Source organism: Allobosea lathyri, from assembly GCF_900108245.1.
Taxonomy (GTDB): Bacteria; Pseudomonadota; Alphaproteobacteria; order Rhizobiales; family Beijerinckiaceae; genus Allobosea; species Allobosea lathyri.
The window spans coordinates 70,002-90,394 of sequence record NZ_FNUY01000002.1; the positions used below are offsets into that span (position 1 = coordinate 70,002).

The 20,393-nt window shown below is 64.3% G+C and carries 16 protein-coding genes; 2 read left to right on the top strand and 14 right to left on the bottom strand.

Annotated features, from left to right (window positions below):
- Nucleotides 1-75: 75 nt before the first annotated feature.
- The 12 genes from C4S73_RS04740 to C4S73_RS04795 form a co-directional block, all read right to left on the bottom strand.
- Nucleotides 76-1,095, bottom strand: a complete 1,020-nt coding sequence (locus tag C4S73_RS04740; protein WP_103871813.1) for an HAD family hydrolase — start codon at nucleotides 1,093-1,095, stop codon at nucleotides 76-78.
- A gap of 115 nt (nucleotides 1,096-1,210) precedes the next feature.
- Nucleotides 1,211-2,539 carry a BatD family protein gene (locus C4S73_RS04745; RefSeq protein ID WP_103871359.1) on the bottom strand — a complete coding sequence of 443 codons (1,329 nt, stop codon included), beginning with the start codon at nucleotides 2,537-2,539 and terminating at the stop codon, nucleotides 1,211-1,213.
- Nucleotides 2,536-4,122: a VWA domain-containing protein gene (locus C4S73_RS04750; protein WP_103871360.1), complete on the bottom strand. Its 1,587-nt coding sequence runs from the start codon at nucleotides 4,120-4,122 to the stop codon at nucleotides 2,536-2,538. Before C4S73_RS04750 ends, C4S73_RS04745 begins: the two co-directional genes overlap by 4 nt.
- A complete protein-coding gene (locus C4S73_RS04755) occupies nucleotides 4,119-5,132 on the bottom strand; it encodes a vWA domain-containing protein (protein WP_103871361.1) in 1,014 nt (337 codons plus the stop codon). The genes C4S73_RS04750 and C4S73_RS04755 overlap by 4 nt, the downstream gene beginning before the upstream one ends.
- On the bottom strand, nucleotides 5,119-5,631 hold the full coding sequence (locus tag C4S73_RS04760) for a DUF4381 domain-containing protein (protein WP_103871362.1): 513 nt from the start codon (nucleotides 5,629-5,631) through the stop codon (nucleotides 5,119-5,121). Before C4S73_RS04760 ends, C4S73_RS04755 begins: the two co-directional genes overlap by 14 nt.
- A 2-nt stretch (nucleotides 5,632-5,633) precedes the next feature.
- The gene (locus C4S73_RS04765; RefSeq protein WP_103871363.1) at nucleotides 5,634-6,653 is read right to left on the bottom strand and encodes a DUF58 domain-containing protein; all 1,020 of its coding nucleotides are present in this window, start codon (nucleotides 6,651-6,653) and stop codon (nucleotides 5,634-5,636) included.
- Nucleotides 6,650-7,624, bottom strand: coding sequence for an AAA family ATPase (locus tag C4S73_RS04770; RefSeq protein WP_103871364.1), 975 nt, complete (start codon nucleotides 7,622-7,624; stop codon nucleotides 6,650-6,652). The genes C4S73_RS04765 and C4S73_RS04770 overlap by 4 nt, the downstream gene beginning before the upstream one ends.
- Before the next feature lie 25 nt (nucleotides 7,625-7,649).
- Nucleotides 7,650-10,199 carry a fused MFS/spermidine synthase gene (locus C4S73_RS04775; protein ID WP_244595439.1) on the bottom strand — a complete coding sequence of 850 codons (2,550 nt, stop codon included), beginning with the start codon at nucleotides 10,197-10,199 and terminating at the stop codon, nucleotides 7,650-7,652.
- An 84-nt stretch (nucleotides 10,200-10,283) separates the two neighbouring features.
- A complete protein-coding gene (locus C4S73_RS04780; RefSeq protein ID WP_103871366.1) occupies nucleotides 10,284-11,927 on the bottom strand; it encodes an arylsulfatase in 1,644 nt (547 codons plus the stop codon).
- Nucleotides 11,928-12,022: 95 nt separating this feature from the next.
- Complete coding sequence (locus C4S73_RS04785; protein WP_103871814.1) at nucleotides 12,023-12,955, bottom strand: formylglycine-generating enzyme family protein; 933 nt, start codon at nucleotides 12,953-12,955, stop codon at nucleotides 12,023-12,025.
- Nucleotides 12,956-13,234: 279 nt separating this feature from the next.
- Nucleotides 13,235-13,702: a hypothetical protein gene (locus C4S73_RS04790; RefSeq protein ID WP_146071277.1), complete on the bottom strand. Its 468-nt coding sequence runs from the start codon at nucleotides 13,700-13,702 to the stop codon at nucleotides 13,235-13,237.
- 132 nt (nucleotides 13,703-13,834) lie between these two features.
- Nucleotides 13,835-14,473 carry a response regulator gene (locus C4S73_RS04795; RefSeq protein WP_103871368.1) on the bottom strand — a complete coding sequence of 213 codons (639 nt, stop codon included), beginning with the start codon at nucleotides 14,471-14,473 and terminating at the stop codon, nucleotides 13,835-13,837.
- Between the two features lie 434 nt (nucleotides 14,474-14,907).
- On the opposite strand from C4S73_RS04795, the gene C4S73_RS04800 reads away from it, so the two are divergent.
- Nucleotides 14,908-16,953 (top strand): histidine kinase, encoded by a 2,046-nt coding sequence (locus tag C4S73_RS04800; RefSeq protein ID WP_146071278.1) that lies wholly within the window; start codon nucleotides 14,908-14,910, stop codon nucleotides 16,951-16,953.
- A 24-nt stretch (nucleotides 16,954-16,977) separates the two neighbouring features.
- On the opposite strand, the gene C4S73_RS04805 is transcribed toward C4S73_RS04800, so the two are convergent.
- Entirely contained in the window at nucleotides 16,978-18,366 is a 1,389-nt protein-coding gene (locus C4S73_RS04805) for an amidase (RefSeq protein WP_103871370.1), read from the bottom strand.
- Nucleotides 18,367-18,501: 135 nt separating this feature from the next.
- On the opposite strand from C4S73_RS04805, the gene C4S73_RS04810 reads away from it, so the two are divergent.
- The gene (locus C4S73_RS04810) at nucleotides 18,502-19,500 is read left to right on the top strand and encodes an NHL repeat-containing protein (protein ID WP_200827928.1); all 999 of its coding nucleotides are present in this window, start codon (nucleotides 18,502-18,504) and stop codon (nucleotides 19,498-19,500) included.
- Between the two features lie 155 nt (nucleotides 19,501-19,655).
- Here C4S73_RS04810 and C4S73_RS04815 read toward each other — a convergent pair whose 3' ends face one another.
- On the bottom strand, nucleotides 19,656-20,306 hold the full coding sequence (locus C4S73_RS04815) for an aspartate/glutamate racemase family protein (protein ID WP_103871816.1): 651 nt from the start codon (nucleotides 20,304-20,306) through the stop codon (nucleotides 19,656-19,658).
- Between the last annotated feature and the right edge of the window lie 87 nt (nucleotides 20,307-20,393).

The window sequence follows — 20,393 nt, forward strand, 5'->3', positions numbered from 1 at the left end:
CTTTTGGCTATTTTGCGGATCGATAATCTTCACAGCGAAGAGTGCGCAGGTTTTTCTCGTCGAGGCACTGCGCAATTATTTCTGAAACGGATAAACGACTTTCCAGTCTTTCTTCATATTGACGACGAGCCAGCCGCGCTTCGGGGCCTCGTCCAATGCCTTGTCGAGCTTGCCGACATGGGAATGGCGGTCATAGGCCCATTCGCGTTCCGCATCCGTGTGATGAACGATCAGCCCGAAGCGCGGCCCTTCGTTCAGTGTGGTCCATTGCAACATCTGCAGATCGCCATCGGAATTGCCGGCCGCGAAGACGGGGCGGCGGCCGATGAAGCGGTTGATGCCGACAGGCTTGCCGGGGCCGTCATCGACGAACTCGATCTCGGCGAGCTTATCGATCACCGGCTTGTCGCCATTCAGCTTGAAGGCGGTCTTGCCGCTCGACCCGACGACCTGTTCGGGAGGAATGCCATACACCGTCTCCACCCAGGGGCGCATGAACTCGACGCCGCCGCCCGAGACGATGAAGGTCTTGAAGCCGCTCGCCCGCAAATGGGCGAGGAGTTCGAGCATCGGCTGGAAGACGAGGTCGGTATAGGGTTTGTCGAAACGGGGATGCCGCGCCGTTCGAACCCATTCGCGGACGATTGCGGAGAATTCGGCGACGCTCATGCCGGTATGCGTCGCGGCCATCAATTCGAGCAGGCCCTTTTCACCCGCGGCCGCCAGCGCTTTCATATCGCCGTCGATGACGGCCTTGTAGGGCTGCTTGCCCGCCCAGTCCGGATGGTCCTTAGCCATCGCCTTGATGCGGTCGAAGATGAAGGCCGCCTGAAAATAGACCGGCTGTTCCGACCAGAGCGTGCCGTCATTGTCGAAGGTCGCGATACGCGCCTCCATCGGGACGAAGTCCGGTCCGCCCTGAGTGGTGACCCGCTTCACGAAGTCGATGATCGAGGCCTTGGCGGCGCCCTCATTCCAGGACGGCAGCGGATCGGTCTGTGCGCTGAGCGGAAGCGGGGACAGGCTTGCGACTACGCACAGCGCGGCAAATCCAAGGAGCCGCCTTCGCGTGGCATTGAGCAAAGCAGGTGCCATCATGGATCCTCCGGTCGCAGACGCCGTCGATGATGAGGGTAGGTGCTGCGTTGGTGTTCATGCATCCGGGAAAACCCGCAAGACGGCTGTGGGTCGATCCAAAATTCGCGGGAGCTCAAGGGTTCAATGCCGGCAGCGCCGAGAGCGCCCGTGCCTGCGGGTTTTTGTGGCGCAGCCAGGTTCGGCGTGAGGCGATCAAGGCCGAGAGGAGAGGCTTCGCCTGCCATGGCTGCGTTTCGGGCGTCGATCCGAACAACTCGCGCTCGAGACCGCCGAAACTGCGCCTCAACTCATCGCTGCCATTCTGTCTGACCCAGTCAGAGGCTGAGAGCGCATGGGCCCGTCGCGCCCATGCATCGAGGGCGCGATAGACAACCTTGCGATCGTTGCCGTGGCAGGCCTCCCGAAGGCGCGCGAAATAGGCCGCCTCTGTTTCGCGCTGGCGGTCGCGCCACGCCATGACCGCCAGGCGGCAACGCGGGAACAGGAAAGCCGCCAGCGCGGTGATGCCGAGGACGCCGATCGCGGTTGCGACAAGCCTAATCCAGCCCGATGCCGTCAGACCCGGGGCAGGCTCGGCCGGAACCGGGATGTCAGGCGCGATTTCGGTCTTGAAGGCCGCGGTCATTGCGACCTTGGCGGAAACCTCGGGAGCGCTCGCCCTGGCGCGTTTGCCGGTGACGGGATCGAACCAGTCGACCGTCAGTGCCGGCAGCAGGTAGTCGCCGGATCTGTCGAAGCGGTAGACCATCTTGTCTGTGCGGGTGGCGCCGACGAGGCCGGCACGGTCGCGCGATTCATCCTGAAGGACGGGTTGCTGTGGATAGAGCGTGACGCCATCGACAGGCGCGAAAATCGGCGGGGGGATCATCATCGCCTGGATGCCGCTGGCGGCGATGACGATCGTCCGTGTGAGCGTGTCGCCGGTCTTCAAGCCGGCTGGATCGCGATCCAGCGACTGCGTCATCCTCAGATCCGATGCCAGCAGGGCGCCCTCGGCTCCCGGCGGTATCCGCACCGAAATTGCCTGCGGCGGCAACGTCACCGACCCATCGGTCCGCTGGCCCGGCGTTGCGGCATAGGTGAAGCTGATATGGGCCGGGGGCAATGTCAGCGCGCCTGCCTGCTGCGGCGTGATCACATAGGTCCGCTGGATGCCGGCGAAGCTTTCTCCACCGATCGTGTCGTTCAGATTGAGGCTGCCCTGATCCGGCAGCGTCACGATGGCGCCGGGCAGGTCGAAGAGCGGGAATTGCGGGGCCGACAGGAAATAATTCGGCACGAACACGCTGATATTGATCTTGACCTGCTGGCCAACGGCGACGGGCTGTGGCGTCTCAACCTCGACACGGACGAAAGGCTCGCCTGCTGCGCGCGCGGCGGCCAGAGGGGCGAGGCAGGCCACGACAAAAACGATGGCGTTTATGACCCAGCGCCTGATCATGGTGTTGCGCCCCGCGCTTCGATCGCGAAGCGTCGCGCCAGGAGATCGGTCGGCGTCGTCTGGATGTTGCGCATCCACATTTCGGTCGTCTGCTGGCCGGCGGGAACCTCGCCGCGCTTGCCTTGCTTGGCCTTGTCGTCGAACTGGACTTCGTCGGCCTTGAAGGTCGGGTCCTGCGCCTGCTGCTCGTCATCCTTCTTCCTCGCGTCGATCAGCGTCTGGACGATGTCGAGGTTGTGCTTCGCCTCGGTCCAGCTCGCGCGTCGCTTCAGCGCCTCGCCATAGCTCGCGGCGGCTTCCGGCAGCTTGCCGAGCTGGGCCAGCGCATTGCCCTGATTGTAATAGCTTTCGGCGCTGTCGATGCGGGCGAAGGCATCGACAGCGTCCTCGAACCGGCCGGCACGATAGGCCGCGACGCCTTTCCAGAACGGATTGGCGAAATGCGAGGCGGCGGCGTCGTAATCCTTGCGATCGAAGGCCAGTCTCCCTTGCTGGTCGGGCGTCAGCCAGAGATCGGCGAAGCGGAGTTCGGCAGCCTGCGCGCGCTCCGGTGCGGCCATCACCATGAACAGCAGCGCCAGCGCCCCCCAGCTGATTGTCCAGCCGCGTCGGAACCACAGCGCCGAGAGCACCGCTATCGGCAGCACCAGCCACCAGCCCATGTCGCGCCAGCGCTCCTGGCCATCGGGCTTGGCCTGCTGCTGTTCGAGGTGGGACTGCGCGCTGCGCGCGATCCAACGCATATCGGCATCGTCAGGCGTCACGGTTGCCAGAGCGAGCCCGGCCTCGCTCTTCAGCTTGCGGAGGTCGGCGAGGTCGAGTTTCGAAAACACCCGAGCACCGGTCGCATTCGTGAGAAACTGGTCCTGACCGGTGCGCACCGGGCCGCCCTCGGCGGTTCCAAAAGCAAGCAGCATCAGCTCGTTGCGACCGTTGCGGCCCTTGAGCGCGTCATGCGCTCTGGGCTCGACGCCGTCGGTCATCAGCAGGATCGTGCCCGGTGTCTCCTCACGCGCCAGCGCGGCCTCGACGACCGCCACCGCCTTGGCCGTGTCCTTGGCGGCTCCCGCACCTGAGACCGGCATGATGCGGGTCGCGAGCGCGTCGACATAGGTCTGGATCAGATTGGCGTCATCGGTCAGCGGCAGAACGAGATGGGCCGAGCCGCCATAGGCGAAGATCGCGGTGCGTGCGCCCGGCCTCAGCTTCAACAGGTCGCGGACCTTGAGCTTGGCCCGCTCCAGCCGACTCGGCGAGATGTCGATCGCATCCATCGTTGGCGACAGGTCGATCGCGATGGCCAGCGGGGCCTTGTCTTCGACGAATGGCGAACGCTCATGGTCCCAGGTCGGCCCGGCGGCGGCGATCGCTCCAAGGACGATCAGCGCGATCGTCAGATGGACCGGCCGGATGCGCAGGCGGCTCTGCTTCTGGACGATGAGATGGTCGAGCAGATGCGGCGCGATCAGGCCGCGCCAGCGCGACCGGGCATCCTCGATCCGCGCGACCAGCCAGGCCAGCAGGGCGGCGGCGAGAATGGGCCAGAGCCATTCCGGACGCAGGAAATGGAACGCGCCGATCATGCGACGCTCCTTTCGTGCCGGCGCGCGCGCCGCAGTTTCTGGAGCAGGCTGAGCGACGCCATGATCAGCTGATAGGCGAGCAGCAGGGCGATGGCGGCGCCGAGCGGATAATGGAAGAGCTCGTGCTTGGGCCGCCAGGACAGTGTCTTCTGGTTGGCAGGCGTGATGGCGTCGAGGGTCGCGTAGATCTCGCGCAGGGCGGCCTCGTCCTGGCCGAAGAAATAGCGGCCGCCTGTCGCCTTGGCGATGGCTTCCAGGACCGTTGCGTCGAGCCTGTCCTCGCCGCTGGCCTTGGGGTCGCCGATGCCGACGGTATGGACCAGCACGCCCGACTGTTTGGCGATATCGGCGGCGCGGGCGGGCGGCATCTTGCTGGCGGTGTCGTTGCCGTCCGTCAGCACGACGAGCACCTTTTCCTGCGCCTTGCTGTCTGAGAACATCTTGATGCCGAGGCCGACGGCATCGCCGAGCGCCGTGCGCGGGCCCGCCATGCCGGGCACCATCGCCGCGATCATGGCGAGCACCGTGTCGTGATCCAGGGTGAAAGGCGCTAGCGGGTAGGGCGCATCGCCGAAAGCGATCAGGCCGATGCGGTCGCCGCTGCGGCGTTTGACGAAGTCGGCCACAACATTCCTGACAGCTTCGACGCGTGGGATCATTGCGCCAGAGGGGCTGCGGAAATCGCGCGTATCCATGGATTGCGAAAGGTCCAACGCCAGCAGAAGGTCACGCGCCGGCTGGATCTTCTCGATCGGTGGCTCGACGAATTGCGGCCGCGCCAATGCCAGCACGACGAGGCCCCAGCAGAGCGGCGCCAGCAGCTTCTGGACCCAGTTGGTCTTCGGAATGACCGCGCCTGCCGTGGGCTTGACGCCGGCTGCCTGCGAGACCTCGCTGAAGAAGGCCAGCCTGACCGAAGCCGTCTCCTCGCGAAAAGGCGGCGTCAGCCACCAGACCAGCAAAGGCAGCGGCAGCACCAGCAGCAACCATGGGTATTCAAGCTGATACACGGTGCTCCTCGATCCAGCGTCGCAAGGCGCGGGCAAAGCCGGCCGCCTCATCCGTGGTCGTGGCAGTCGGCTGACGGTATTCGCGGTCGTCGAGGATGGCGGCGGCGTTGTCTGGGATACCGGCAGGGCCGCCGCTTTGCCGCAGGAACGCCACCCATTGCGCACCTGACAATGTGGCGACGGCGCTGCGCGGCCAGGCGGCCAGCGCGGTGCGCTTGAGCAGGGCCGCCATGGCGGTGATGGCGCCCGGCATGTCCTCGCCCAATCGGGTTTCGATCGCGGATAGTTCCGCCAGCGCCTCGCGCCGGTAGCGGTTGGCCAGGTAATGCCGCCGCCAGCGCAGCAGCGCCCAACCCGCCAGCAGCAGCAGCGCAACGGCAAGGACGGCCCAGCCCCAGGTCTGCGGCAGCCAGGAGACAGGTGCGGGTTGCACGATGTCGGACAGCCCCCGAAGGGCGGCGCGCGTTGCAGAATCGAGTTCGGGAGCGGGATCGGCCATGGTCAGCGCCTTCTCTGCTGCCAGACGGCCTGCCCGAGCAGACGCTTGATCTGCGGCGCGACCTCCTCGGCTGAGGATAGCGGCAGGACCGTGACGCCGATCTCGCGCTGATAGTTCAGGATTTCCTCGACGCGGGCATCGACAAAGGAGGCGAGGCTCTTGCGTTGCCGGCTGGTTCCGAAGCCGAGTTCGACCTGCAACTCGCCGTCGCTGACGACGATATCGCCCGTCTCGGGCAGATGCAGCAGGAAGGGATCGTAGATCAGCAGCAGCACGACATCGTTGCGCGTCGCCAGCCGCAGCAGCAGGTCGCGGGTATGGGGGCCGTTGCCCTCGAGATCGCTGACGATGATGACGAGATGATCGTGCTTTGCCGTTTGCGACGCAGCTTCGAGCACGGCGTCGAGTTGCGCGGAGCCACGGGCGGCACTTGCACCGGCGTGCAGTTCGCCGTTCTGGCGCGAAACGTTATCGAGCAGGCGCATCACGGCCTCGCGGCTGCGATGCGGGCGCTCCTCGTCGATCCTGGTGTCGTTGAAGACGAAGCCGCCGACCCTGTCGCCCTGTGCCAGCAGGCGCCAGGCGCAGAGCGCCGCGGCTTCGGCGGCCGCGACCGATTTCAAGGCTCGGCGGCTGCCGAAGAACATGTTCATGCGCTGGTCGACGACGAGCAAGGACGGGCGGTCCTTGTCTTCGGCATAGACCCTGACGAAAGGCTTGCCGGTGCGGGCGGTGACGCGCCAGTCGATGGTGCGGATATCGTCGCCGGGCAGGTACTGGCGCAGTTCCTCGAATGCGAGGCCGCGCCCCCGGATGCGCGAGCCATGTCGCCCTGCGAGCAGGCTGCGATTGGGCTGGCGGTGCAGGAAGCTAAAATCGCGCGCCGCGCTTTCCAGCGCCGCGAGCTCGCTGATCGAGCTGTAGGCGCCGCGTCGTGCTTCCGGCGCGGCTGGTGCGGTCGAGCGGACGCCGACTGCGCGGCCCAGCGCGGCGAGGCGCTGTCCGAGGCCGGCCGCGCTCATGCGACCGCCACCAGCGTGACGATGCGGTCGATCACCTGATCGGCGGTGATGCCGGCGGCGTGCGCCTCGTAGGACAGGATCAGGCGATGGCGGAAGACGTCGTGCACGATGTGCTTGATGTCATCAGGGGTGACGTAGTCGCGGCCTTCCAGCCAGGCATAGGCCCGCGAGACCTTGTCGAGCGCGAGCGAGGCGCGAGGGCTGACACCGACCTGGATCCAGCTGGCGAGTTCCTTGTCGAGCTTGTCGGGATAGCGCGTCGCGAAAACCAGCGCGACGATATAGGTCTCGACCGCCTCGGCGAGATTGACCTTGCCGATCTCGGCGCGGGCATCGAATACCGCCTGCGGCTCCAGCTTCGCGACCTTCGGGGCATCTTTGCCCTTGGCCGCCGTTTCCTCGCTCCTGACCAGCCGCATGATCGCGGCCTCGGATTTCTCGTCGGTATAGCCGACCTGCACATGCATGATGAAGCGGTCCATCTGCGCTTCCGGCAGCGGATAGGTGCCTTCCTGCTCGATCGGGTTCTGGGTTGCCATGACCAGGAAGAGATCGGGCAATTTATGGCTCGTGCCTCCGACCGTGACCTGCCGTTCCTCCATCGCTTCCAGCAGCGCCGCCTGCACCTTGGCCGGGGCACGGTTGACCTCGTCGGCCAGGACGAGATTGGCGAAGACCGGGCCGGGCTGGAACTTGAATTCGCTCTTGCCGCCGTCCGAGGCGTAGATCTCCGAGCCGGTGATATCGGAGGGCAGCAGATCCGGCGTGAACTGGATGCGCGAAAGCTGCGCATCGAGGTTCTTCGCCAGGCTCTTGATCGCGCGAGTCTTTGCCAGGCCCGGCAGGCCCTCGACGAGCAGGTTGCCGTTGCTGAGCAGGCCGAGCAGCAAGCGCTCGACCATCGCATCCTGCCCGATGATCGATTCGCCCATGCGCGCCTTGAGTTGCAGGATGTCGTCGCGTGCGCTCATGCCATTCGTCCTGCCGCCAATATTATCATTCGCGCGGGCCTCCAGTGAACCAGCGGTAGTAGGGGTTGGCGCCGTCCGCTTCGACGACGCGCCGCATCTGCCGCCCCCAGCGCGCCCGGTCGCCTTCATAGGCGGCGAGGCCGCCGCCGTAGAAAGCCAGGAGGTTGCGGCGCTCGCTCGCCAGCGCCGCACGGAACGCATCGTCGGCTCCGCGAATTGGCGGTTCGACCTGCAGTCGCAGCAGATGTGGCAGGACTCGGGTCAGTTCCAGCTTGCGGACCCAGGTCGCATATTCGATGCGTGGATCGTCGTCGGTTACGGGATCGGCCGATCCGGCATAGCGCTCCAGTCCCGGACGATCCGTGAGGAAGGTGGCAAGCAGTGCGGCCGGCGAGGTGACGCCGACATCGGCAAGCGCCTTCGCGACCTCCGGCTGTGAGAACCGCGCAGTGATCCGGGCCAGATCCAGCTCCATCGGCGCAAGCGATCCGACCAGCAGCATCTCGTGCAATTCGGTCGTCCAGAGCGAGGCATGCGGGAAGACGTCGAGGAAGCTGCGCACCAGAGAGCGCGTATCCTCGTCGTTTTGCGTGGGCAAAGGCAGCCATTGTGCGACGATCCCGCCTTCGCCGAGCCGCGACCGTGCCAGAGCGTAGAAGTCGCTGGAGTAGAGGTTCGCCACACCCGCGGCAGAGGGCGGCGGTGGTTCGAGCGTGATCAGGTCGTAGCGATCCTCGCTGCGCAGCAATTCGCGGCGGCCGTCGCGCAGGCGGATGTCGAGACGGGGATCGGAGGCCGCCGAGAAGCTCCCCGAGAATTGCGGCGCGGCACGGATGACGCCGGGCAGGAGTTCGGCGACGACACGACGCTCGAGCCCGGGATAGGTCAAAAGTGCGCCCGCTGTGATGCCGGTGCCGAAGCCGATCACCAGCGCCGATTTCGGTTCGCGATTGTGGATGATCAGCGGCAGCAGGGCCTGCAGCCGCATATAGCGGAGCGAGGGCATCGCATCGCCGGAATTGGAGACGCCCTGGATGTAGAGGCGGCGGAACTGGTTTCGGCCCGAGCTGCGCTCGACGACCGCGACCGTGCCGCCCAGCCCCTCATCGTAGAAGGCGAGCTTTGCGCCGCGCGCGCCGGGCAGCAGGGAAGCGAGCTTGTCGGAGGGCGTGAGAGCGGCGGTGGCGCAGGCGGCGAGACCGACCGCGAGCGGCGCCAGCCAGGCCCTGGAGCCATCCTGCCGATCCCGTAACGCCGCCACAGCTCCCACCAGCGCCGCGGCGATAGCTAGCACGGCGAGGCTGTTGACGAGACCCAGCGCCGGAACCAGCACGAAGCCGGTGAGGATGGTGCCGAGGATGCCGCCGAGCGTATTCAGGGCGATGATCGAGCCGAGATCGCGCCCGACATGATCGGGATCGACAATCAGCCGGAGAGCGGCAGGGAAGGCTGCGCCGAGGAACAGGGTCGTCGGCAGGACGATGCAGATCGCGGCGACGGCGAAACGGGCGCACATCCCAGCAAAGGCGCTGTCGGTCAGCTTCAGCATCAAGGCCTCCGCCAGTCCCTGAAGCTGGAATAGCCAGGGGCCGAGCGAGGCGATGGCGAGAATGGCGGATAAGCCCGCGCCGGCGATGAGCAAGCCGAACACGCTCCACGGTCGTTCGATCCGGTCTGCTGCGCGGGCAAATATCGCGGCGCCGAGCGCGAGGCCTGTGAGATAGGTTGCGAGCAGGACGGAGAAGGCGAAGCTGCGCGTGCTCATGAAGGGCACGATGGTCTGCGACCAGACGACCTCGTAGCCAAGTGCGATGCCGCCTGCGAGCGCATAGAGGACGATCGCCAGAAAAGCCGAACGCGAGAGGCTGGAGTGCTCCGGCTTGGCGGTCGTGGCCGGAGCGACCTGCTTGTTGTAGCCGATGGCAAGTGCCGCGAGCGCGGCGACGAAGCAGATTGCGGCGGCTGCGAAGGCTGAGCCACGCATGCCGGCCAGCGGAATCGCCACGAAGGACGCGAGCAGGGCGCCCGCGATGGCACCGGCCGTGTTGGCCGCGTAAAGCCTTCCGCCGATTTCGCCGACATGTCCGCGTCCGGCGGCAGCGAAGCGCGTCAGGGCCGGCAGCGTGCCGCCCATCAGGATGGCGGGAAGGCCAACCAGAACGAAGACCATGGCCCAGGCGAGCAATGGCGTTGTCAGCTCCAAACGCGCAAAGAGCGAGCCGGCATGCGCCAGGCCGATGGTTGTGGCGATCGCGAGAACGGCAACGCCGCCTTCGAGCGCCGCATAGAGGCGCAGAGGTCGGGACGTGCGGTCGGCGATGCGGCCGAAGGCGAAGCCGCCGATCGCAAGGCCGGCGAAGAAGGCGCTGATGCCGGTCGTCACGGCATAGACCTCGACGCCGACGACGAGAGAGAGCTGCCTGATCCAGATCACCTGGAAGATCAGGGCGGCGATGCCGGAGAGGAAGAGCAGGCTGGCCGGCAGTGCGAGGGTGGCCCTGGTCGCAGAGCTGGCCCGCGGCGCCAGATTTGCGCTGTGTCGGTGCCGTTTCAGGGCTCCAGTTCCCATGCTCATGCCGGTTTCCGACTGTGTGGCTTTTGGCGGGAGATACAGCCGGCGCCTTGCGGCGCCGGCTGGTGGTATGGCGGGCCTAGGCGATCACTCCAGACCGCGCTTCTTGAAGGATTCGTCGATCTTCCGGTCGACGGCCCTGCGGATGCCTTCGATGCTGAAGCTCGCCGGGCGCTGGCTGGGCGGATACTCGACGAAGGTCTCGAGGAATGCTCCGGCCTTCATCTGCGCCAGGCCGATCACATAAGCGTTCTCGACCCGCCATTGATCGTAGCCGCTGCCGGAAATCTCGGCATGCTCGTAGGGGTCCATCCGCAGGTTGAACATCTTGGGCACGCGCAGAGGCGTGAACGGATGCGCCCAGATATCCATCTGGCCCTGCTGATCCTGTTTCTCGAAGACGAACTTGAAGTTGCCTTGACGCATCGCGACGAGCCCGCCGTCGTCATTGAAGTAAAAATACTCGTTACGCGCGCTCTTGTCGGTCTTGCCCGTAATGAAATCGAGCTGGTTGAAGCCATCGAGATGGTTGCGGAAGGTGACGGCGTTGCCCTGCGGCTGCCAGCCCTTGAGCAGGCGTTCCTTCACATCCTTGTCGCCGGCGGCAGCGAGCAGCGTCGGGAACCAGTCGAGGCCGGAGACGATGCCGTTGTTGATCTCGCCGGGCTTAACCTGGCCGGGCCAGCGGATCATCGCGGGCACGCGGAAGGCACCTTCCCAGTTGGTGTCCTTCTCCGAGCGGAAGGGCGTCGTCGCCGCGTCCGGCCAGGTGAACAGGTTGGGACCATTGTCGGTGGTGAAGATGACGATCGTGTTGTTGGCGATGCCGAGATCCTCGAGCATCTTCAGCAACTTGCCGACATTCTGGTCCATTTCCCACATGCCATCGGCATATTCGTTGCCCGGCATACCGCTCTTGCCGCGAAACTCCGGCCGCACATGCGTAAAGATGTGCATGCGGGTGAAGTTCATCCAGGTGTAGAAGGGCTTGTTGGCCCGCGCCTGGCGCTGCATGAAGTCGATCGCAGCGCTGGTGGTCTCGTCGTCGACCGTTTCCATGCGCTTGCGGTTCAGCGGCCCGGTATCCTCGATCTTTCCGTCAGCCGAAGCCTTGAGCACGCCACGCGGCGACATTGCCTTGATGAAGGCTGGATCGTCCTTCGGCCAATAGGGCCGTTCCGGCTCCTCCTCCGCATTGAGATGGTAGAGGTTGCCGAAAAATTCGTCGAAGCCATGATTGGTCGGGAGATACTCGTCCTTGTCACCGAGATGATTCTTACCGAACTGGCCGGTGGCGTAGCCGAGCGGCTTGAGAGCTTGGGCGATGGTGATGTCGCCCTTCTGCAGTCCGACCGGAGCCCCGGGAATGCCGACCTTGCACAGGCCTGTGCGCAGGCAGGACTGTCCGGTGATGAAGGTCGAACGCCCCGCGGTGCAACTGTTCTCGGCGTAATAGTCCGTGAACAGCATGCCTTCCTTGGCGATGCGGTCGATATTGGGCGTCTTGTAGCCGACCAGCCCATGCGTGTAGGCGCTGATATTCGACTGGCCGACGTCATCGCCGAATATCACGAGAATATTGGGCTTGCCCGCCGGTGCCGGGGTGGTTTGCGCGTAGGCAGGTGTAGAGAGGTCGAGCGCCCCGGCCGTCACCACCGCAGCCAAGGCGGCGCAGGCTAGCAACAGACGCCGTCGCAACGATTGCTGAGGCACAGGTGGCGGCCCCTCCATGCGGTCGAGACTTGGCTGCACTATCATGGCAGGCTCCTCTTCAGCTGCGGGCGACTTGCGCCCAGTTGGACTTGCGCCCAGTTCCAAGACGCGGCTCAGGTTTTCTCGGCTTCGGCTGGCCTCACGACGCAGCGAAAGCCCAGATGGCAGGTTGAGGTGTCGACCGGCTCGGCATGGCGAGCCGCCGGCCGGTAGCGCCGGCAGTAATTCGGGGCACAGAGAAACGAGCCGCCCTTGATCACGCGGCGCGGAATCCGGATCTGCGGTTGCCGTGGGTCGAAGCTCGCAGCCTCGGCCGCGCCGCGCGGGTTTTTCGGGATGCAGCAGGCCTTGGCCGGCTCGTCGGTATGGCGCGGCGCGAAGAAATCGCTCGTCCACTCCCAGACATTGCCGATCATGTCGTAAAGGCCGTAGCCATTGGCGGGGAACGAGCCGACCGGCGAGGTCCGCTCATAGCCGTCCAGCGTCAGATTCTCGTTGGGGAACTGGCCCTGCCAGATATTGGCCATCTCGCGGCCGTCGGGGTTCAGCCCGGTGTCACCCCAGGCGAACTCCGCCTCGTCGAGGCCGCCGCGCGCCGCGAACTCCCATTCCGCCTCGGTGGCGAGATCGGCACCGATCCAGTTGGCGTAAGCGAGGGCGTCCCGATAGGCGACATGGACGACCGGGTGGTCGTCAAGGCCGCGATTGGTCGAGTTCCGGCCATAGGGGCGGCGCCAGTTCGTGCCGAATTCGAAGTTCCACCAATTGCTCCAGTCGCGCAGATCGACAGGCCGACCGGGGGGACGAAAGACGAGCGATCCCGCCTTGAGCATCTGGGGCTTGGCGCCTGGATAATCCTTTGGGTCGGGCGCGATTTCGGCGAAGGTTTCGTGGCCGGTCGCCTCGACGAAGGCGCGGAACTGGCGGTTCGTCACCGGCGTCGGCTGAATCCAGAAGCCGTCGACGCTGACGCGATGGGCCGGCGCTTCTTCCGGGTAGTGCTTGTCGGAGCCCATCCTGAAGGTTCCGCCGGGAATCCAGACCATGGTGTCGGTCTGCGCGGCGAGCTTCTGTGCCGGCTCTTCTATTGCTTGCGAGGCAAGATCGGTCGGTGACATGCCGAGAGCCTATGGCGTTGATGGACGCTCCTCTATCCGGCAAAACCCGGACGGTCTCAGTGTTTTATTCTCAGGAGCGGCAAGACAGTCGCGTCATTCCGAAATCACCCAGAAAACAACGTTGTCGAGCCGGCTCCTCATCTGTTGAATCATGATCTTGGGCATAGCCATTCGATGCCCGCGCGGGCTGATGCCCAGCGCTGCCCGTCAGCGGTCACAGCGGTTGTATGTCGTCTCGACCTCGGGAAAATCGGGGCTGAAGCGCACGAGCGTGTTATCGTCCTTGAAGCGGAGCGAGACGCTCATCGTGTCGAAGATGACCCCCTCGTCGCAGCCGAGGAGAAATGTCCAGACATCGCCGCTCTGCTTGGATGAGATCAGGTCGCAGGACGCGCCGGTTCCGCGCACATGCTTTCCGCTTACCAGGAAACCCGGCAATGAATCGCCGACATTCTTGTTGAGGGTCAACCGGCCATTGCGTTTGACGAAGGCCTTGTCGCAGGAAATCCCGCTATTCACCCAGGCTCCCTGCAGCCGTTCGGGGGAGGCCGAAGCGGGAGACGCGACCGCGAGAAGCGGCAGAATAGAAAGGGCGGCAATGGCTGTGGTGCGGGCTCCAGTTTTCATCGTCGGCCATCCATGTTTTGAGCGGTTGAAGAACTGAAGCGCCTGCACGCAGGCAGTGCGCGCCAGACGGCCGGTCGAGAACGGCAGCCAAGCGTTTTCGATTGTCGGAAAGGGCGCCGCGGAGCGGTATCGGGGGAAACCCTGGGGCATCACCGGCGAACCCCGCAGGCGTGCTCGAAGTCAGGCCTCGACGAGCTTGTTGCGGATGGCGTAGCGCACCAGCGCGGCGGTGGTTTCGAGATTGAGCTTGTGCATCACCGAGGCGCGATGCGTTTCGACGGTCTTGAGGCTGATATTCAGGACGCGGCTGGCCTCCTTGCTGGAGTTGCCCTCGGCGATGAGCTGTACGACCTCGCGCTCGCGCGGCGTGAGAATGCCGACCTCGCCCTGTTCGGCGGGTTGGGCCAGATAGAGCTTCAGCAGCGACTCGTTGATCTGGCCGGTAAAATAGGGTTGGCGGCGCGCCAATGCGTCAAGCGCTGCCAGCAACTGGCGGTCAGCATCTGATTTCAGGAGGAACCCGCGCGCGCCGGCCGTCAAAACCTCACGCACCAGCACATCGCTGTCATGCATGGTGAAGATCAGGATTTGCGTAGCGGGGGACTCGGTCCGGATTCGGCGCGTCAGCTGCGCACCGTTCATGGTGGGGAGCGAATAGTCGAGAATGGCGATGTCGGGCTTGTGCTCGACTGCGAGGCCAAGGGCTTCGCGACCGTCATTGGCTTCGGCGACGACCTGCCAGCCCGAGCGGCTTTCCACGACGGAGCGTACGCCGCGCCGCACGATCTCATGATCGTCCACTATCAAGACGCGCGTCACGGTTGCGTTTCCCAGGCGAGAGCCATTTTCATGACCAGTGGGTGAGGCTATCACACTAGGTACCCCTCGCTGGGTGGCGATCTGCGCCGATCCTCAATGCCGGGCTTGCATGGCCATTTTAAACGTCCAGCCGGTTCTGGCCACCTGCCGAAACCCCTAGGTGAGGCCGGGAGACCGTGTAGGACGGGCCGCAGGCGGCATCGGCTGCTCCATTTGAGGCGATATTGGTCGACGGCGTAGCCGAGCAGTCGAGCGGAGCGAACTTTCAGGAACCCTCAGTCATTTGAATGACGCCGGCTCAGGTGAAATCTGCGGCAGTCCGAGGGGTTTCGCTGAGACGCGTTCTGCAATAGGCTTCCGCCCGACAGCAATCGTCAAGCAGATATTTCACAATGTACCTGTAGCCGCACCTGTTTCAATTTGAGTGAACTCTCTTGGCAGACACGTTTCGCGGTCCGACACAGGGAAGTCTCGCAGAGCGCGGGCGGCTGGCGCTGACACTTCGTGTTGCGCTGATTTTGGCGGTCATTGTTCCTGCGGTTATTTCTATTGCGATTGTTCTGTCGAGTTACCGCCGGGCGATCGACGAAACTCGCCAGAGGCTTGCCCGGACGGCAGCGATGGCCGCGGAGCAAAGCCTTAAAATCCTGCAGGGCAGCGAGGCGATACTGTCTGAGATTTCGGAATATACGTTAAATTATACCGAATCTGATAAATTAAAGTATATTAAAAGAATAACAAAAATAGAAGAGACTTTGTCATTCAGTGATATTGTCGCTCTGTCTGATAAAAACGGCGATGTTTTTATTGCTTCGAACTACCGGGGCGCTTCGATAAATATCAAGAATAGGGATTATTTTTCTTATCACGCTTCTGGTGGTGGTAATGATTTTTATCTTGGAGAGCCGATCGTATTCAAGATCAACAATAAACTTACGATTCCGGTCAGCAAGAAAATAACCGATGGCCGCGGTCAGTTTATGGGTGTCGCGTTCCTGTCTCTCGACCGGGGAGATATTCTCAAGTCCCTGCGAATGGTGTCACAGTCCAATGCCGAGAAGATTGGTCTGATCAAATATTCCGACAAGATGCTGGTCATGAGCAACGCCGTGCCTTCCAGCGAAATGAACGAGACCGAACTCGGGATGCGCTTGCGGCATGCCGTCAAGGAGGCCAGGAGCGGCGGATATGTCGAGGTGCCGGATTCGTCCGGACAGATCCAGATGGTGGCCTTCAGTTCAGTGGGAGATTATGAGGTCTATGCATTCGCCGCCCACGGATTTTCTTCCGTGTACAGGGATTGGATCGGCCGCATTTCGCCTCTTCTGGCGCTGATACTGCTCGGCTCGACTGCTCTGTTCATCGTTTTGCGTCTGGCGCAGACGAAAGTATCGGAGCTCGGAGCTGCCGTAACGGAGCTGGCAAGAAGCAATGTCCGCTATAAAAGCCTGTTCCAGAATACACCTGATTGTATATTCCTGCTTTCAGAGAATGCCGATGGGGACGTATATTTTGCCGATATCAATCTGAATAGCGAGTTTCTTTTTGGAATTAAGAACGATTTGATGATCGGAAAATGTGTTCGTTGCATTTTTAATGCTGAAGAGGCCGAATTTCTGATCAAAAGTTACCGGCGCGCCGTGTTGTCCGCAGAGTTGCTGAAAGCCGAGCACCAGGTCGGGCCGCTCGGGAATTCGGGCAGCTACTGGGATCTGCGAATGATTGCCGTGTCAGGCGCGGGAGGCGACCCCAAGGCCGTGATCGGCAGCGTGCGCAACACCGCCAGACAGCGGCACATGATGATGTCCCTGCGCGATCTGACGGCGCGGCTGCTGCAAAGGCAGGATCAGGAGCGGCGCCATATGGCACGCGAACTTCATGATTCCGCTGCGCAGAATCTTCTGGCGGCCAGCCTCGAGATCAAGCTGGCCGCCGACGCCTTGTCGCCCATGAAGGGGGCCTGGCACGGTCATCTGCAGAGAAGCCGGGACTTCATCGAAAGCACGCAGAAGGAGATCAGAGGGGTTTCCTACCTGCTTCATCCGCCCATGCTCGACGAGGCAGGGCTGCCAAATGCGCTGCGCTGGCTCGTCGACGGCTTCCAGCGCCGGACCAATGTCAGGCTATGCCTGACGATCGCAACCGAGATCGAAGAGCGGCGCTTTGCGCCTGAGACTGAGCTTGCGTTCTTCCGCATCGCCCAGGAAGCGCTCACCAATGTGCATCGTCACGCCAGCGCCCAGAATGTCGCGTTGTATCTTGGCATGGACGATAAGGGGGTCCTTGAATTTCGCGTGGAGGATGACGGGATAGGCACGGGCCGAACCGTCGGATCCATGCGCCGCGACATCCGTGAGGGGGTCGGAATATCCGGCATGCGCGAGCGGCTGAGAGCCCTGGACGGAGCTCTCACGCTGCATTTGACCGAAGCTGGCACGGTCATCGTTGCCCGGCTGCCGGTGCTCTCGGACGCGGCATAGCGCTGCACAGAGGGCGGCGCTTTCTCAATGGGACAGCACCGCCTCTATCGCTGCCGCCAAGGCGAGAAGCCTCCGGTCCTTCAATCGCGGCATGACGATCTGGAGGCCGATGGGCAGGCCTGCACTGTCGATGCCGCAGGGGATCGAGATCGCCGGCTGGCGCGAATGGTTGAACAGCGGCGTGAAGACAGCGTGGCCGCGCGGGCCGACCTTGACGCCGTCGATCATCTCGGGACCGAGCCTGTCGACCGGCCACGCCGTGCAGGGCGTGGTCGGGCCGATCAGCGCATCGATCGCGGTTTCCGAGAAGAAGCGCGCGGCGTGCCAGGCGACGGCCTCCGACAGCAGGAGCGCCTTCGCCACGTCCAGTCCGGTATAGTCGAAGCCTGCCGCGATCTGAGCACCGAGATCGGGATCGATCAGGGCAGGGGCCTGGCGCCAGGCCTCGCCGTAAAGAGCGGCGAGCCCGGCATGCTGGAGAGGGTTGAGCCCAGCCTCCGCCGCGCAGGCGGGCCATAGCGGATCGCGCTCGACGATGCGAAATCCTGCGTCGCGCAGGGTTGCGACACAGCGCGCCATGCTGGCTGACACCTCGCCGTCGACGGGCACGTCGAGCCCCCATTTCGGGCTGTAGGCGAGGGTCAGGGAGGCGCGGTCGATCGGTCCCGCCGCCTCGACGATGGCGGAGTGGGGATCGCCAGCCGCGGAGCCTGCCATGGTCTCGAATGCCAGTGCTGCGTCTTCGACAGTGCGGGCGATCGGGCAGCTGCAGGAGATGCCGAAGAAGGGTTCTTCAAAGCCCGGCCCATAGGGGAGTGCGCCGAAGGAGGGTTTGAAGCCGACGAGGCCGGTATGAGCCGGCGGGCGACGGCTCGATCCGCCTGCATCGGTTCCAAGCGCGAAGGGGACCATGCCGCTCGCGACCGCAGCGACCGGTCCGCCTGACGAGCCTCCCGGTGTCAGCGCAGGGTTCAGCGGATGGCGCGTCGCACCGTGCAGCAGATTGGTCGTCTGGCCCTTCGCCGCGAATTCCGAGGTGTTGGCGATTCCGACGATGACTGCGCCCGCAGCGACGAGGCGAGCCACCGCGATCGCATCCTCCGGCGCGATGAAATCCTTGAACAGGTTCGAGCCTTGCGTGATCCGCCGGCCCTTGACCCAGATATTGTCCTTGATGGCGACCGGCACTCCCGCGAGCGGCAGGGATTCGCCGTTCGCAACGCGAGCGTCCACGGCCCTGGCGCGGGCGGCGACGTCTGCCGGATCGACCGAGACGAAGGCGTTGAGCGGACCGTCGAGCCTGTCGATGCGGCGCAGAGCTTCGTCGGCCAGCGCCTTGGCCGTGGTCCGGCCCGAGCGGACGGACTCGGCGATTTCGGCCAAAGCGGGCCAGGGCGTGAAGGTTTCGGGCATGGCTCTGGTTTCCATCGCGGCGGGCGCAAAGGCGGAGAACGGGCATCAGCCATAGCAAACCGCGGGCCTGGCTGTCAGACGCCGGGCGTCATGTGATGAGATGGTGGAGCGAGAAGGGGAGCGCAGGCCCATCATGTGGAAACGCCTCCCTCGCGGCAACGACCGGATGGCGGGCGCGTCGCCGATTATTTGCCATGGCTCAAGGACAGCTTCGGCCTGCTCTATGCGGAGGGTTCAAAGCGGTCGAAGATGATGCCGGACAGCTGGCATGGGGGACAGGTTTTGGCTTTGCATGAACTCATCGTCGCGCTGGGAGGCAGGCGCTATCGCGTGGAGCGCCCTTTTGGCTCCTGGCCTGAGAACAGCGGGTTCGTCACCGATGTCGCGATAGATCCGCGCGGCCATGTCTTCGTGATGCTGCGGCACGACCCGCTGACGCAGTCCAATGATCCGCGAATCGTCGAGCTGTCGCCTGATGGTGCTTATCTCCGCGGCTGGGGCGGCACGACCATCGCCGATTCCCATATGCTGACCCTCGACGCGGCGGGGCGGGTCCTCGCGGTCGACCGCGATATGCACGAGGTCATCATCTTTTCCGCCGGTGGCGAACGTTTGTCTGGCCTTGGCAAGCGGGGCGAACCGCTGTCGCCCTTCAACCATCCGACCGATGTCCATGTTTCGGCCTGGGGCGAAATCTATGTCTGCGACGGTTATGCTGCGAGCCGGGTTCATCGCTTTTCCGCTGATGGCGTGCTGCTCGGTGGCTGGGGCAGTCATGGCTCGGACGATGGACAGTTTGGTTGGCCGCACGCGATCTGGACTTTTGCGGATGGCCGCGTCGTCGTGGTCGACCGCACGCTGAACCGGGTTCAGGTCTTCGATCGCGAGGGTCGGCACCTCCAGAGCTGGGGCGATTTCTATCAGCCGGTTGCGTTGTGGGGCGATGCCGAGGGCAACGCCTATGTCACCGACATGGTGCCGAGCCTGCAGAAAATCGGGCCCAATGGCGAGCGGCTCGGCCGCTGCCGGCCGTTCCTCAACGGCGCGCACGGCATCTTCGGTACGCCGGAAGGCGATATCCTGCTGGCAGAGACCAATCCGAGCCGGATCACGCGGCTGCGGCTGCTGGGTTGAGGGCTGCCGGCATCTCCGACCAGCCGTTCAGATCAGGGCCTTGCGAATTCCAGGTCTTGCAAATTTCGCGAGTCTTACGAATCCAACATGCAGAGTTCGCCGACGAGGGCCAGCAGCGGCATGCATGCGCCCAATGACCGAGGCACAGCCTTGGGTCAAGCCAGCCGGTGCAAGGCCAGTCGCATGGCCGCAGGGATGGGCGCGATGACGGACACGGGGAAGCGTCCCGCCAGCGCCTGGGCGGCTTGACCCAGAGGCCCGCCGCCGATGACGAGCGCCTTGGCGCCGAGCCTGTCGATCGCGTCGGTACAGGCCTTTGCGAGCGCCTCGACCAGCAGGTCGTGATCGGCCATGAGGGCGTGGACGTCGCCCTCGGTCAGGGCGACGCCGCGCATCGTGTCGCCATGCCCATAGGCGCGCGCCGTCGCCATGATCGAACCGACCAGATCCGGCGTGGTGGTGACGATGGCGAAGGGGCGCCCGCCGGCCCCGGCCTCCCGCATGGCGGCCTCGGCGATGCCGGTGACGGGGCAGGACAGGCGAAGCCGCAGGGCCGCGAGGCCGGGATCGCCGAAGGCCGAGACGATGACGCCGTCAGGGGGCGTGGCCGCGATCGCTCCCGCCAGCGCCTGCACGGCCTTGGCCGCTGCCGAAAGCGCATCTTCCGTTGTGATCAGCGGGACGCCATAAGGCGCGCTCATGGCCTCGACGATAACGTTCTTGGGAGCGGCGGCCTGCGCGATGGCGCGCATCGTCGCCGTCGTCGCTGCATTCGTGTTCGGGTTGATCAGGAGCAGGCGCGTCATGGTCGGCGTGGCACCTTTGCGATGAAAGCGCGGAACGATCTCGGCAGGCACTCGCCACAGCCATTGAGATCGCGCTCGGTCATGGCT

What these genes read in the sequence shown, in the direction of transcription:
- C4S73_RS04760 (WP_103871362.1), bottom strand. Translation starts at nt 5,631, where the DNA reads ATGGCCGATCCCGCTCCCGAACTCGATTCTGCAACGCGCGCCGCCCTT.
- C4S73_RS04750 (WP_103871360.1), bottom strand. Translation starts at nt 4,122, where the DNA reads ATGATCGGCGCGTTCCATTTCCTGCGTCCGGAATGGCTCTGGCCCATT.
- C4S73_RS04805 (WP_103871370.1), bottom strand. Translation starts at nt 18,366, where the DNA reads ATGCCCGAAACCTTCACGCCCTGGCCCGCTTTGGCCGAAATCGCCGAG.
- C4S73_RS04775 (WP_244595439.1), bottom strand. Translation starts at nt 10,199, where the DNA reads ATGAGCATGGGAACTGGAGCCCTGAAACGGCACCGACACAGCGCAAAT.
- C4S73_RS04745 (WP_103871359.1), bottom strand. Translation starts at nt 2,539, where the DNA reads ATGATCAGGCGCTGGGTCATAAACGCCATCGTTTTTGTCGTGGCCTGC.
- C4S73_RS04780 (WP_103871366.1), bottom strand. Translation starts at nt 11,927, where the DNA reads ATGGAGGGGCCGCCACCTGTGCCTCAGCAATCGTTGCGACGGCGTCTG.
- C4S73_RS04765 (WP_103871363.1), bottom strand. Translation starts at nt 6,653, where the DNA reads ATGAGCGCGGCCGGCCTCGGACAGCGCCTCGCCGCGCTGGGCCGCGCA.
- C4S73_RS04785 (WP_103871814.1), bottom strand. Translation starts at nt 12,955, where the DNA reads ATGGTCTGGATTCCCGGCGGAACCTTCAGGATGGGCTCCGACAAGCAC.
- C4S73_RS04815 (WP_103871816.1), bottom strand. Translation starts at nt 20,306, where the DNA reads ATGACGCGCCTGCTCCTGATCAACCCGAACACGAATGCAGCGACGACG.
- C4S73_RS04740 (WP_103871813.1), bottom strand. Translation starts at nt 1,095, where the DNA reads ATGGCACCTGCTTTGCTCAATGCCACGCGAAGGCGGCTCCTTGGATTT.
- C4S73_RS04770 (WP_103871364.1), bottom strand. Translation starts at nt 7,624, where the DNA reads ATGAGCGCACGCGACGACATCCTGCAACTCAAGGCGCGCATGGGCGAA.